Source organism: Chryseobacterium cheonjiense, from assembly GCF_012927265.1.
Classification (GTDB): domain Bacteria; phylum Bacteroidota; class Bacteroidia; order Flavobacteriales; family Weeksellaceae; genus Chryseobacterium; species Chryseobacterium cheonjiense.
In genome coordinates this window covers 266,562-282,415 of record NZ_JABBGF010000003.1, presented here as the reverse complement: position 1 = coordinate 282,415, position 15,854 = coordinate 266,562, and the positions used below count along the sequence as shown (strand labels likewise).

Annotated in this window: 7 protein-coding genes; 4 read left to right on the top strand and 3 right to left on the bottom strand. The window is 37.0% G+C overall.

Annotated elements, in window-relative coordinates; all coding sequences use genetic code 11:
- From HHL20_RS16160 to HHL20_RS16150, 3 genes are read left to right on the top strand one after another with little or no spacing between them, the layout of a single operon-like run.
- Window positions 1–5,037 carry a translocation/assembly module TamB domain-containing protein gene (locus tag HHL20_RS16160; protein ID WP_185194830.1) on the top strand — a complete coding sequence of 1,679 codons (5,037 nt, stop codon included), beginning with the start codon at window positions 1–3 and terminating at the stop codon, window positions 5,035–5,037.
- Window positions 5,038–7,362, top strand: coding sequence for a translocation and assembly module lipoprotein TamL (gene tamL / locus HHL20_RS16155; RefSeq protein WP_169232207.1), 2,325 nt, complete (start codon window positions 5,038–5,040; stop codon window positions 7,360–7,362).
- Window positions 7,363–7,372: 10 nt separating this feature from the next.
- Window positions 7,373–8,293 carry a YihY/virulence factor BrkB family protein gene (locus HHL20_RS16150; protein WP_169232206.1) on the top strand — a complete coding sequence of 307 codons (921 nt, stop codon included), beginning with the start codon at window positions 7,373–7,375 and terminating at the stop codon, window positions 8,291–8,293.
- A 34-nt stretch (window positions 8,294–8,327) separates the two neighbouring features.
- Here the strand turns inward: HHL20_RS16150 and argS are convergent, their stop codons facing one another.
- From argS to HHL20_RS16135, 3 genes are all read right to left on the bottom strand, one after another.
- Complete coding sequence (gene argS, locus HHL20_RS16145) at window positions 8,328–10,088, bottom strand: arginine--tRNA ligase (protein ID WP_169232205.1); 1,761 nt, start codon at window positions 10,086–10,088, stop codon at window positions 8,328–8,330.
- 110 nt (window positions 10,089–10,198) lie between these two features.
- Window positions 10,199–11,617, bottom strand: coding sequence for a SusD/RagB family nutrient-binding outer membrane lipoprotein (locus HHL20_RS16140; RefSeq protein ID WP_228463209.1), 1,419 nt, complete (start codon window positions 11,615–11,617; stop codon window positions 10,199–10,201).
- Between the two features lie 57 nt (window positions 11,618–11,674).
- On the bottom strand, window positions 11,675–14,695 hold the full coding sequence (locus tag HHL20_RS16135) for a SusC/RagA family TonB-linked outer membrane protein (RefSeq protein ID WP_169232203.1): 3,021 nt from the start codon (window positions 14,693–14,695) through the stop codon (window positions 11,675–11,677).
- A gap of 549 nt (window positions 14,696–15,244) precedes the next feature.
- On the opposite strand from HHL20_RS16135, the gene HHL20_RS16130 reads away from it, so the two are divergent.
- The gene (locus HHL20_RS16130; RefSeq protein WP_169232202.1) at window positions 15,245–15,844 is read left to right on the top strand and encodes a ribonuclease HII; all 600 of its coding nucleotides are present in this window, start codon (window positions 15,245–15,247) and stop codon (window positions 15,842–15,844) included.
- Window positions 15,845–15,854 lie beyond the last annotated feature (10 nt).

Below are 15,854 nucleotides of genomic sequence, written 5' to 3'. Positions count from 1 at the left end.
TTGAAACTGAAAATCAACAAAAGAAAACTCTTTCGGCGTTTTGTTATTACCATTATATCCATCTTGGTATTTCTTGTGTTACTGATCCTTAGCTTAAGACTTCCCGTTGTTCAGAATTTTGTAAAAGACAAGCTGGTTGTTTACCTAGAAAAAAAAATCAAAACAAAAGTAAGCCTGGAAAGGGTTTATATAGGATTTCCAAACAGCCTTGTTATGGAAAATCTTTATTTAAAAGGCCAGAATATCGACACCTTACTGGCTGTAAAAAAGCTTGACGTAGGTCTGAATATGATCAAACTGATCAGTTCTACCGCAGATATTACCTCCGTAGATCTGGAAGGTGCGCGAGCCAATGTCGTAAGAAAGCCGGACGGAACATTCAATTTCGACTATATTCTTGATGCGTTTGCCACCACAGACAAAGAAGAAAGCACTTCAAAACCTTTCATTATTTCTTTAGATAAAATTAAGCTTAAAGATATTGGTGTTACCTTCAACGATCAGCAGTCGCGCAATGATATTAAATTCTATTTTAAATCTTTTGACACCAGGGTAAAAACTTTTGATCTTCAGAATAATTCTTACGCCGTTAATGATATCAATCTTGACGGGCTGAAACTTAAACTCAAGCAGGATCTCGTAGAAGAAGTTTCCAAAAAAGTTGAAAAGAAAGTAGATTCTCTCAACAATAAAAAACCTATGCAGCTTGGACTGAGAGGTGTTAAGCTGACCAATTTCGATATTGATTACGGTGATGACAATACCAGGACTTTTGCCAAAGTGTTGTTTAAAGAACTGAGCACAAAAGTCAACAAACTTGATCTTGAAAAAAATGCATACGATGTTGACAATGTTTTTCTTTCCGGCGCTAATATTAACGCAAATCTTTATCTTCCGGCAAATAATGCCAACCCCAAAAATGAAGATTCTAAAGATTCTAAAACGTCCGAACAGCAGAAGGCACTTAGTCTTTTGCTGGGTAAACTTGTTCTTAATGACGTAAAAGTAGCTTATAACAATACTGCAATAGCTCCTACAAAACAGGGAATGGATTTTAACCACCTGAACTTTTCCAAATTAAATCTTGAGGTGAAAAAATTCAAAATGCAGAACAATACGTTTGCCGGATCGGTAAATTCTGCTGAAATTCAGGAAGCAAGAGGATTAGATATCCGTGAATTCAATACCGATTTTGTGTATAATGAAAAAGAAGCTTATCTAAAAGATCTTTACCTGGAAACTTCCAGAACGGTTTTGCGTGATGAGGTAATATTAAATTATAATTCCATCGAGCAGCTCAGTTCAAATCTGGGAGCCGTAAAAATTTCAGCAAATATCAAAGATTCAAAAGTAGGTTTTGCAGATATCCTGAACCTTGCGCCGAACCTCAGAAATACTGCACCATTTAACAGATACCCGAACGCCATTTTAAATGTTAATGCCAACGTAAAAGGAAATGTAAATGACCTTCTGATCAACAATCTTAAAGTGTCGGGCATCGATCAGCTGAGAGTAGCAGCATCAGGAAGAATTAAAAATGCTACCAATCCCGACAATTTATATTACGATCTGAGAATTGCGGAATTGTCTTCTTCAGCGAGAACAATTTACAATCTGGTTCCAAAAAACACCATCCCTTCCAATATTGCTCTTCCTTCTAATATGAGCATTAAAGGAACGGCAAAAGGCACAACCAAAGTGGTAGATACCAACCTTAACCTCTACTCTACTTCAGGAAATGCATCCGTTGTAGCCAAAGTGGATATGCGTAGGAAAAACCGCGAACTGTATGATGTAAAAGCCAATCTTCAGGGATTACAGATCGGAAGAATTATAAAAAACAAAGACATCGGTTCTGTCTCTGCACAGATTTATGCGAAAGGAGAAAGCTTCGATTTCAAAAATGCCAATGCAGACCTGAGAGGACATGTTGCATCCGCTGTATATAAAGGATACCGCTATCAGAATATGAATCTTACCGGAAAAATACGACGTGGCGCTTACAATATTGTTTTAAATTCCAAAGATCCTAATGCCAACTTGCAGCTTACGGCATCCGGAGTATATAATGAAAAAAATCCTACGGTAAAGGTAAACGGAAATGTGTTGAAACTCGATCTTAATAAACTGGGATTCTATAAAGATCCTATGATTCTTGCAGGGAAGATAGACGGGGATTTCACCAATTTAGATCCGGACCACCTAAACGGATATCTGAATTTAAAAGATTTTGCTTTCTCGGATACCAAAGAAATTTATCCTGTTCAGGAAATTAACCTGAAAGCATCATCGACATCCGATTCTACTAATATTATTTTCAATTCCCAGATTGCGGATATAGAATTAAGAGGAAAATACCGACTTACCCAGATATTCGGAGCTCTAAGCCAGACGATCAACCAATATTACCAGTTCCAGAAGCCAGCGAAAAATCAAAAAATTGGAGCAGGACAGTTTTTTACTTTTAATGCTAAAATTAAAAATGATGATCTCATCAGAAAATTTGTACCGGAGCTGAAGAGTTTTGAAACCATTAATCTTACCGGAAATTACGATGCTGATTCTCAGAAAATAGAAATTGACGGACAGATTCCACAGCTTCTTTATGGAAATAATTCTATTGAAAATGCAAGATTGCAGGTTACCAATGAAAATCAGGCCTTACAGTACAACCTGAATGTCGCCGCATTAAAAAGCTCAAGCTTTGCTTTAAACAAAATAAACATCGGGGGAAATATTGCCGATAATATCATCAATTACAACATTACTACAAAAGATACAAAGGATGAAACGCAATTCCTGATTGCGGGGAATGCAAAATCGATGAATGATATCACGGAAATTTCACTTAACCCAAATGGATTAAAACTCAATTATACTGACTGGACTGTAGCGGAAGGGAATAAAATACAGATCAGCAGCGGAGGTATTCTGGCTGATAATTTCAGGCTGTCGAACGGAGGCAGTGAAATTCTTTTACAATCCGAAACCCAGTCTCCGAACGCACCTTTAAATGTTTCGTTAAAAGATTTTAAGATAGAGACTCTTACCGAACTTATTAAAAAAGATACTTTACTGGCAAGAGGAAATATCAACGGAACGGCTCAATTGCGGGATCTGACCAAAAACATGACGTTTACTTCAGACTTAAATATTTCGGATCTTATTGTTTATGAAAATCCTGTAGGAAATCTTGCTGTAAAAGTCAATAATACTTCACCGAAAATATTAAATGCAGATATTGCGCTTTCCGGGAATAACAATGATGTCAAAATTCTTGGAGATTATAATACGTCTTCCAGTACGTTTGACCTGAATATGGCCATCAACCAGCTTCAGATGAAATCCGTACAGGGCTTTTCGATGAATGCAATCACGAATACGGAAGGCTACATTTCCGGAAACCTTAAAATTACAGGAACTACTGCGCAACCGAATATTTTAGGTAAAGTAAAATTCAATAATGCCGGATTAGAAATTGCCAAAACAGGAAGTGATTTCAGGAATCTTGATGATGAAATTGATTTTACAAGCCGCGGAATTGAATTCAACAATTTCAAAATCAAGGACAGAGACGGAAATTCTATGAATATTGACGGGCAGGTTCTTACAGAGACGTACAGAGACTTTGCCTTTAACCTAGATCTTAATGCCAAAAATTTCAAAGTGGTGAATTCAGAAAAATCAAATGAAGCCATCATGTACGGCATACTTTCTATTGATGCCGCATTACAGGTTCGCGGAAATCTGGATTTACCGAAAGTGGACGGGAGATTAGCCGTTGCCGACAATACCGATTTCACTTTTGTCCTTCCGCAGTCCTCTCCTACCCTTCAGGAAAGAGAAGGAATTGTAGAATTTATCGATCAGGATCAGGTTGCTTTAAATAAAACCATCAAGGCAGATTCTTTAGATTCCCAGAGCAGAATCAAAGGAATGGATGTGAACGTTAATATCGAATTGAGCAAAGAAGCCAAATTATCTTTATTAATTGATAAAGCCAACGGAGATTTTGTAAAACTTCAGGGTGAAGCAGAATTGACAGGCGGAATCGATCCTTCAGGAAAAACCACTCTGGTCGGCGTATATGAAGTAGAATCAGGAAGCTATGAAATGACCGTAAGTGTTTTAAAAAGAAAATTTGACATCCAAAAAGGAAGTACGATTACCTGGACCGGTGAACCTACAACCGCCACGCTAGACATTACAGCCGTTTATAAAACGGAAGCTGCACCGATTGATCTTGTACAACAGCAGATCAGCGGTGAAGACGCCGGAACACTGAATCAGTTTAAGCAGAGAATTCCTTTTAATACTTTATTGAAAATGCAGGGCGAACTGCTGAAGCCTGTCATTACGTTTGATATTACCACAGATGAGAAAAACAATGCTGTTTCTTCAACGGTTACGGACATTGTGGATCAGAAACTTTCACAGCTGAGAACCCAGGAATCTGAAATGAACAAACAGGTTTTTGCTTTATTGTTATTAAACCGGTTTATCGGTGAAAACCCTTTTGAATCGGGAGCAGGACTTTCCGGAGAAATGATGGCCAGACAAAGTGTGAGTAAAATTCTTTCCCAACAATTGAATAATCTCGCTTCGGATCTTATCAAGGGAGTCGATCTTAATTTCGACCTGGAATCATCAGAAGATTATTCCACAGGGACCCAGAATACCAGAACCGACCTGAATGTAGACATCAGCAAGAAACTGTTGAACGACCGTCTGAAGGTTTCGGTAGGAAGTAATTTCGGGCTGGAAGGAGAAGCCCGCCAGAATGAAAACATGACCAACATTGCCGGAGATGTAACCGTAGATTACAGCTTATCCAAAGACGGCAGATATATGCTTCGGGCATACCGTAAAAACGAATACCAGGTGGCACTTCAGGGACAGATCGTAGAAACAGGTTTAGGATTTATCATTACGCTGGACTATGATAAATTCCGTGATATTTTCCAAAGATCACGAAAGGATAAAAAGAAGAAGGAAACGAGAAAAAATAATCAAAACCAAGTCGTAGAATTTAAATAAATGAAAAAAAATTATCAAACATACTTCAAATATGCACTTACTTTCGGGATGGCTTATGTTGTGGTTTCCTGCAACACGAGGTATCTGAAGGAAGGGGAAATGCTGTATACGGGAGCGGAGATCAACATCGAAAATGATACGATTTCAAAGAAAGATAAAAAAGATCTTAAAGCTGCTCTGGAAGCGAATCTCACCCCAAAACCCAATTCCAGTTTTTTAGGATTAAGACCAAAGCTTTTCTTCTACAATATTGCCAAAGAGCCTAAAAAAGAAAAAGGATTTAATTACTGGCTAAAATATAAAGTCGGGGAAAAACCCGTACTGCTTGGTGATGTTGACCGTGAATTCAATAAAGATATCATCGAAAATTATTCTGAGAATAAAGGATATTTTAATGCAAACGCCACCTACGATACGGTTTCTCATAATAAAAAGGTAAAGGTAATTTATACGCTACGCCCCGGGGCCAGATACCTGATCAGCAACGTAAAATTTCAGGAAGATTCTACACTGGTTAACAGAGAAATCCAGAATCTTACGGATAAAACTTTCCTGAAAAAAGGACAGCCTTTTGACCTTGATGTTATAAAATCTGAAAGAGAACGAATTGATAATGGCCTGAAAGAACGTGGTTTTTATTATTTCCATCCCGACAATATCATTGTTCAGGCAGACAGCACCATAAGTAAAAATCATAAAGTAGAGCTGAATGTAAAACTGAAAGACAACACACCGGATCTTTCTACGCAACAGTTCAGCATCGACAAGGTGATTGTATTTCCAAATTATAATATACGCGATGTTAAAAACGGAAAATACAGTGTTCCTATGAATTCTGATTCTCTTCAGAAATATGCTCATGAAGACATCTACGTCATCGATCCCGAACATAAATTCAAACCAAAGATCTTTGACAGGGCTTTATATTTCAAAAGAGGAGATCTTTACAACCGTACCAATCATAATCTTACGTTGAACAGGCTTATCAGTCTTGGCGTATTTAAATTTGTTAAAAACGAATTCGTAGTTTCAGATTCGTTGCAGCATAAGTTTGATGCCTATTATTTGTTAACTCCGCGTGAGTTGCAGTCGCTCCGTCTGGAAGCTTTAGGAAGAACCAACTCCGCCAATTATGCCGGAAGCGAGCTGAATCTGAACTGGACCCACAGGAACTTCTTCAGAGGTGCCGAGCAGTTTAAAGCTTCTGTATATGGTGCTTTTGATGTACAGATCGGAGGTCCGGAAAATGCCAAAAACATTTTCAGGGCAGGATCTAACGTGCAGCTTTCCATCCCGAGAATCGTAGCGCCATTCAGGTTTAATTCGTCCAGTGCTTTTGTTCCGAGAACGAATATTACATTAGGCTATGAATTCCAGAACCGTACGGAATATTACACCCTGAATACGTTCAGCGGTTCCTTCGGCTATGTATGGAAAGAAAATGCAAGAAAGGAACATGACCTGAAAATCCTGGATATCACTTATGTTTCTCCGGCTAATATTACGCCTTTATATATGGAGCGGTCGGCCGGTAATGATGCGATGAAAAGAGTTGTGGAAAAACAGCTGATTTTCGGACCAACCTATTCCTACACTTACACCAACACCATGCTGCCAAAACCCAATACGGTATATTATAAAGGAACATTGGATCTTGCAGGAAATATTACAGGTTTATTAACGGGAGCGAATGTAAAAAAAGATAAGGAAAAAACCATTTTCGGCGTACCGTTCAGCCAGTATGCAAAAATTGAAAACGACTTCAGGTTTTATCATAAATTTAACGAAAAAACTTCTCTTGCAACAAGGGCTATTGCAGGGATTGCCTATCCGTATGGAAATTCTGAGCATATTCCTTTCTCAAGGCAGTTCTTTTCCGGAGGGAGCAACAGTGTGAGAGCTTTCAGGGCGAGAACATTAGGTCCGGGAAGCTTTGATCCGAGAACGATACCGGAAGGATTTTATTTTGACCAGTCCGGAGATGTAAAGCTTGAGCTGAATGCCGAATACAGAGCTAATTTATATAAATTCTTAAATGTTGCCGTTTTTGCAGATGCAGGAAATGTATGGCTTATTAATGATGACCCTCAAAGACCCGGTGCGAAGTTTTCCAAAGAATTTTTAAGTGAAATCGCCGTAGGAGCCGGAGTTGGTCTGAGACTTGATTTCTCTATCCTGATTCTGAGACTCGATCTCGCAATGCCATTGAGAGTGCCATATTATGAAAGAGGCGACCGATGGACTTTTGATAAGATTAATTTCGGTGATGCAAGCTGGAGGAAAGATAATCTGATTCTGAATATTGCGATCGGGTATCCTTTCTAAATTTTAATACATGGTAAAAAGAATAAAATTTTTCTGGGAAGCACTGCGCGAAACTTTTAAAAAGTGGAATGACTCATCGGCATCAAATGACTCGGCGAGTCTTGCATATTATGCTATTTTCTCTATTCCGGGTCTGCTGATTATCATTATCTGGATAGCAGGTAATTTTTTCGGTGAAGAAGCGATACGCGGACAGATCACAAGTCAGATCAGCGGGATTATGGGACAGGATGCTGCAAAAAGTGTTCAGGATATGATTGCAGGTGCTCTCATCGATAAGGAGAATATTTTTATGAAAGCGGTAGGTATCGGTTCTTTGGTATTTGGTTCCACCACCTTATTTTTTCAGCTTCAGCGTTCCCTGAATAATCTTTGGGATGTGCAGCCAGCGCCTAAAAAGGCTTTCGTTAAATTTCTTCTTGACAGAGCCAACTCATTGGGAATGATTCTTATTTTAGGATTTTTACTGATGATCACAATGGTTCTTTCTTCTTTAATAAGCCTGCTCAATAACTGGATCACTACCTACTTCGGACTGGAAACCTATATGCTGGTAGAACTGGTGAATTACCTCATCGGGTTTATAGTGATCATGATTCTTTTTGCATTGATGTTTAAGGTTCTTCCGGATGTCCAGATCAGCTGGAGACCAGTATGGCGGGGCGCTTTCCTTACCACCATTTTATTTACATTGGGAAAATTCTTGCTGAGCCTTTATTTCGGGACCGCAAAACCTACCTCAGCATTTGGTGCGGCGGGAACGGTTATCCTGATCATGATGTGGATCAATTATTCGTGTATGCTCGTTTTCTTCGGAGCTGAGTTTACCAAAATATATGCTTATAAAAGAGGCTACAAAATCATTCCTTCCAAACATGCGAAATGGAGTGATGCCAAGTTATATGAAGACAGTCTTCACAGTAAAACATAAAAAAACCTTCAGCATATATGCTGAAGGTTTTTTATTACATTCTGTTCACTGTTTCTACTCCCAATAAACGTAAAGATTTTTTTATGGTTTTTGCGGTAAGATCTGATAAATTTAATCTGATCTGCTTTACATTTTCATCTTCCTGAATCATAATAGGATTGCTTTGATAGAAAGAGTTGTATGTTTTTACCAGATCATACACATAGTTGGCAACCAGGGCCGGACTCAGCACTTCTGCTGCTTTCTCAACTACCGGTTTATAATTCGCCAGCTGCATGATCAGTGCTTTTTCATACTCATTCAATTCAACATGGTCAACTTCTTTAAATGTAAAATTCGCTTTAGCCAATAAAGATTGAATACGGGCAAAGGTATATTGAATAAAAGGACCCGTGTTTCCATTAAAGTCAATACTTTCTTCCGGATTGAAAAGCATTTTTTTCTTCGGATCCACTTTTAGCATGAAATATTTCAGAGCAGCCTGTCCTATTTTTTCATAAGATTTTTCCTTTTCTTCTTCTGAAAGACTTTCTAATCTTCCCTGTTCTGTCGATTTTAATTTTGCTTCCTCGTACATTTCCTGCATCAGGTCATCGGCATCTACCACCGTTCCTTCACGGGATTTCATTTTACCGTTCGGAAGCTCCACCATTCCGTAAGATAAATGGTACAGCTGATCTGCCCATGAATATCCAAGCTTTCCTAAAATTTTAAATAAAACCTGGAAATGATAATCCTGTTCATTTCCTACGGTATAAATTAATTTCTGAATATCATTTTGTTTAAAACGTTCAACCGCAGTACCCAAATCCTGAGTCATGTACACGGATGTTCCGTCTGAACGTAACAGTAATTTCTGATCGAGACCTTCATCTGTAAGATCGCACCATACGGAACCGTCTTCTTTCTGATAAAGAACCCCCTTATCCAATCCTTCCTGAATAAGGTCTTTTCCTAAAATGTAGGTATTGCTTTCGTACTGAACCTGATCAAAATTCACTCCCAATCTTTTGTAGGTATCAGCAAATCCTTTATACACCCATGAATTCATTTCGTTCCAAAGGTTTCGTACATGCTCATCACCATTTTCCCAATCAAGCAGCATTTTTTGTGCTTCCTTCATTAGCGGAGCGTCTTTTTTAGCCTGATCTTCAGAAATTCCCTGAGCCATAAGCTCAGCAATTTCTTTTTTATATTCCTGGTCGAATTTTACATAGTAATTTCCCACAAATTTATCTCCTTTAATCCCTGTAGAATCCGGTGTTTCGCCGTTTCCGAATTTTTCCCAGGCAAGCATCGATTTGCAGATATGAATTCCTCTGTCGTTAATAATCTGTGTTTTAATAACGTCATATCCTGCTTCTTCAAGGATCTGGGAAACCGAAAATCCGAGCAGATTGTTTCTGATGTGCCCGAGGTGGAGTGGTTTATTGGTATTTGGGGATGAATATTCTACCATTACTGTAGCATTCTTCTTTTCTATAGCCTCAAAATTCTGCCCCAAGGAATTGAAGTTATCTATAAAAAGCTGATTCTTTACTTTAATATTTAAAAAACCTTTTACTACATTGAAGCTTTCCACAAGGTCGGTTTGCTCTGTTAAAGTATGTCCCAACTCTACTCCAATGGTTTCAGGATTTTTCTTCAGCTGTTTAACCAGAGGAAATGTAACAATCGTAAAATCGCCCTCAAATTCTGTCTTATTTTCCTGAACTTCCAAAGCAACGCCGTTCAACTGATAAACATTGAGGATTACTTCATGAAGCTTTTCTTCTATTATATTTTTAATATTCATTATATGTTATTTAAAAAACTGTCGTTTCTATCCGACATGCAAATATACGGAAATAAAAAAACCGCCCCTAAAGGCGGATTAAATATGAATGTTAACTAATGTGTTTGAGTTTAATTAATGTCCCAGAATACTTTAGTGGTTAGCTTATCGCCACCGATAGCTGTAGATGCCTGTGACCAGTTTGTACCATTAACAGTTTGTTCATTGATAGGATATGTTAATCTTGTAGGAACTTTACCTGCTGCTGCTGCTACGGCATTAGGAGCCGTAAGTACGGGATAATCTAATCTTCTGTAGAAATTCCATGATTCAAATCCTCTGTTAAACATTGCTATCCAAGCTTGCTGACCAATACTTTGTTTCCAGTTGACTGAAGAAAATGTGACAGCTGGGTTTGACAAATAAGTTGCAATACTTGCAGGAGTTACCCCCCATTGTTCCATCGATGCAGTAATAGCATCATTATAATACTGCTGTGCACTAGCTCCAACATTATAACCTCTTGCTGCTGCTTCGGCTAGATAAAAATTAACTTCTGATGCATCAAACAATACGCCCGGTTTGTTAGGAGCTAATAAGCTTGGGCCGATGTGCGAGTAATCACTGTAAGTATTTGTTAGACCAACCGTACCTCCTACATAGTTTCCGTTAACTGTAGTAAAATAAAATGGTCTTCTCGGATCAGCCAGAGTGTTCATTACGTCAACAATTCCTTCTTCTGCAACAAAATCATTTCTATTGCTGGCAATAACTTCAGCATATACACGGTTGAAGTTTGGAGATGTAGAGTCATATCGGAATAATGCATTCTCAGAATTCTCTGTCATTACACCACCAGCAAAAGCTGATTCGACTGTTTGTTTTGCTAAGGTTGGATTGACATCAGCAAGATTAATACCTATTTTTAGTTTCAAACTATTTGCAACAATAATCCAGTCGGCTACATTACCATTGTAAATGTTATCCCCTGTTTCAAAACTAGGGTATCCGGAATCTAATGTTGCAGTTATTGAATTTAATCTATTAATTAAATCCGAATAAATCGTTTTAGCATCATCATATTTAGGAAGTACAAATGTTTCCGGCTTCGCAGCTTCAGAATATGGAACATTTCCAAAACTGTCTACTAAAACCTGATAAGTATATATTTCCATTAAATTTAAAATTGCCATTTTATTGGCTTGTTGTTTGTCCCAAACAGTCTGCGAGATTTGGGGAGGTTTTACCTCTGAAGGAATTATTTTTTTTGCCTGATTTAAATTTCCCAGCACATCAGTATACAATGCAAGCCACATATTATCCGGAACTTTTCTTGTTCCTGTAAAGTTGAAACGTGCATCATTTCTATATATCGTAGTTGCTAAATAATGCTGGAAGAATCGGAAAACATTCAAGTTCACACTCGGTGTTTCCATCTGATCCATAAGTTCCTTCTGTGCATTTGTTAAAAGTGGCTCTGCGGGAACCTGATATGGCTGGCTTTGATTGTTATTAAAATCATCATCTCCATTGATACAGCTAGTAAGCATAACCAATGAACTTATAGTGAATATTGAAAATATTTTTTTCATTTTAATTTTTTTGATTTAGAAATCTAATTTAACATTGAATGAATAAATGCGGGTTGTTGGCATAACTCCTGATTGGAAACCCTGAATATTTCCTGAAGATGTACCTGCTTCAGGATCTGCATCCGGAAGATTTTTGTGAATAATCCATAAGTTTTGTCCTAATAAGCTAAAAGTCATTCCTTTGATAAAAGTATTCTTTAACAAATCAGATGGTAAACTATAAGAGATTTTTGCCTCACGCAATTTTACATATGATGCATCATAGATAAATGCTTCTTGTGGCAAACCGGCATCGGTTCCAAAAGCTCCTCCTGCAAAAGATGCATCTACTCTCACGTCATTAGGTGTACCATCCTGTTTTACACCAGGTAAGATAATACCCCCTCCATTAGCTAATGAGTTTCTTATCGGATTTCCTAAATCATTTAGTCCTGCAGTATATTCATACAGTCCTGTAAAGCTTCCATATGACTGGTCGAGAGAATACACACTTCCTCCTTTTCTGACGTCAATCAAAAATCCGAGTGAGAAGTTTTTGTACCTAAAGGTATTATAAACCCCTCCAATCCAATCTGGTTGTATATTACCTAAAACTTTGTCTGTTGCAACCAAATAATGTCCGTCTTCATCTACAACTTTATTTCCGTTAGCGTCATAAACATAACCAGTACCTCTAAACGTACCGTAAGCCTCTCCTACTGTTGCATTTAGACTGGTTTCCTGAAAACTTGCCAATTGTAAATTTTCTCTTCCTTGATTTAACGCAACAACCATATTTCTATTCTTAGCCCAATTTAAATTAATATCCCATTGAAAATCTTGACTTTTTAATGGAACTAATCCTAAAGCTATTTCAATACCTTTGTTTTCGGTTTCCCCTGCGTTGATAAGAGATGAACTATAAGCAGTTGAAGGAGACTGAGGTACACTAAATAATAGATCTTGGGTATTAGTTTTATACAATGAAACATCTAAAGAAACTCTTCTCTTGAACATTGATGCTTCTAAACCAACTTCCCAGCTTTTCTGTCTTTCAGGTTTTAAAGCATCAAAATTAACATACGTTGTATTTATATCAGCCATTGGAAGCCCACTGGTTGTTCCTCTATTAGCAAAGAAGCCTGGTCTACCGAAAGGCATATCATTACCAACTTCTGCATAACTTAATCTTATTTTTCCAAAGCTTAACCAATTATTTTTAATAAGTTCAGAAAAAACAAAACTTGAACCAAGAGAATAATACGTATAATTTCTATTGGCTTTAGGAAGTGCTGAAGATGTATCATTACGAATAGTACCTTCTAGGAATAAAAATTTATCAAAATCAAATGATGCTTGTGCATATACTCCTGCCTTCTGACCTCTGATATTTGTTTCTACAGGCGGGAAATATGCTCTTGAATTTGCAATAGTATATAATCCCGGAATAATTAAGCCTCCTGTTGTAGAATTTTCCATGCTTCGTTGATGCTGGTCCATAAACTGGCCCCCTGCAATGAATAAAGCATTCATTTTATCTGAGATATTCCATGTATATCTTCCAATCAAATCATAAGTCTGCCTCATTATCGTGTCATCATATACCCAGTATCCTGAAGTCTCATCAGCCTGTGAAAGACCAAATTCTTCAGCATGGCTGCCTACTGCTTTTCTGATTTCCTGCTTACTACCTGTATAATCAATAGTTGCCCTACCTAAAATATTCAGTTTACTTGTAACATCATATGATAATTCAGCACCTGTAATTAGCCTAGTTTTATCGTCAGAAGAATAATTTTCATATCTATCCCAATAAGGATTGTTCCAAAATGCAGGTGACAGATCCCCTCCTAGAGCATCATTCATATTCCATGTATAATTCTGTCTTGTTCTGAAATATGTGTCTCTAAGCTGCAAAATATCAACATTTAAAGGATACCATTGTCTGAAACCAGTAAGAATGTTATCTCCATATCCTACCGAATTTCGTCCTATAGTTGTCTGGTCATTAAATGTTAAAAATGTACGTGCAGTGAAGTTATCTGAAAATTTTCTGCTGTAGCTACCGCTCAACATATTTTTATTTAATCTACTATTTGGTAATACACCTGTTTCGTAGTTATTGGTAACCGTTAAGTTATATGTATTTAGTTCATCTCCTCCATTTAAGTTAAAACTATTAACAAATGAGAGTGAATTTTGAAAAAACTTGGTTGGATTATTTTTTGGAGCTACCCAAGGAGTAGCCTTTCCATAATTCGGGTCCCCGGGAACAAATGCATCCCATTGATATACTAACAGATTTGGATTAAATCTTGGACCGTAAGAAGCGTCATCGCCAGTAGGTGCGATGAGATCGTCTACCCCATCTAAGTTTACATCGCCAGAAAGGAAACTATCTTCTCCCCCGTATCCTCCACCATATTGATTCTGATATTTTGGAAAAGTTTTTTTATCAATTTCTCCTACGGAAACTGTGGAACTTAATGAAAGTCCTAAACTTTTATTTCTTTTACCTTTTTTTGTAGTAATAATTACCGCACCATTTGAAGCCATACTACCATATAAGGCAGTAGCTGCAGCGCCTTTGAGTACGTTAATTGATTCGATATTATTTGGGTCAATATCCGCAGTGGCGTTACCAAAGTCAAAACCATCACGTCCCCTTGAAGCATCGCTTGAATTTAGATTTCCACTGATAATCGGTACACCATCGAGTACAATTAATGCTTGGTTATCACCTGTGATACTTTTAGTTCCTCTTAAAACAATATTACTTGATCCCCCGAAGTTTCCGTTATTTTTGATTTCCATCCCGGCGACCTTACCCGAGAGATTATTAATAAAGTTGTTTGTAGGAACTGAATTTACTTTTTCGGCATCTAAAGTTTGGGAAGCGTAACCCAAAGATTTTTTTTCTCTTTTGATTCCCAGTGCGGTCACCACCACACCTTCGATGTCTTGTGTCCTTACTGTATCATTCTTTTGCTGAGCTTGTGCAATGGCTAAAGATGATGATAGTACGGATGCAAGTACACCCATTGTTAGTTTCTTCATATCTAATTAAATTTTGCTAAACAAAGTTGTAAAACTTTCTTAAAATAACAAAAGAAAATCAATAAAATTTAACACTTTTTAAATAAATTAGAACAAAAACCTATAAATATTCATTAATATTAGTTAATAATAATGTTTTTAACAAAGTTTAATCAATACTATCAAATTAAAATTATATAAAAAACAATTTTTATCAATTGTTTTTTTCTATATCATTATAATGTATAAAAAATATCTATAAATAGTGATAAACAGTACGTTACAATATAAAATATCACCAACAAGTGAATGAAAATAAATTCACATACCATGCGATGCATATAATTTATTTGAAATATTTCTTAAATTTTAACATTTATGATGATAAATTTTAGTGACGAAATAATCTATATTTTGCTGTTCATTTGTCCAAATAGTAACATGATTAAAATTCCCTAATTTCAAAATTTATATCAGTTTCATTTGATTTAAGGATTCGATATTATAATAAAATATCTATTTAATTTTTTTTAATTTTACAACGTTTTAATTTCCTAAGTAATCTTGAGAATGGATTTACAAAAAAAATGGTCTACTTATATTGAAGCAGGATGCGATGAGGTTGGCAGAGGCTGCTTAAGTGGTCCTGTAGTAGCTGCTGCTGTGATTTTGGATGAAAACTTTAACCAGAATATGGTTGATGATTCCAAGAAACTGAGTTTCAAGACTAGAATGGATCTGGATCAGTATATAAAAGACAATGTGAAAGACTACGCCATTGCAGAGTTGCCACCTGGATTTATTGATGAGCATAATATTCTTAATGCAAGTATTCATGCCATGCATCAGGCTCTTGATAAGTTAACCATACGCCCTGAATTCATCGTGGTAGACGGAAACAGATTTCATCCCTACAATTACATTCCTCATCAATGTATTATCAAAGGAGATTCTAAGATTTTATCCATTGCAGCCGCCTCAATACTTGCAAAAAATTACAGGGATAAGCTGATGATGGAACTTCACCACGAGCATCCTGAATACGGCTGGGATACCAATTTTGGATATGCAACGAAAAAACATCAACAGGCATTAATAGAATTCGGGCCAACAAAATATCATAGAAGATCATTTCGTTTAGATTACAGCATACAGGATGAATGTGATTAAAATTATCTAA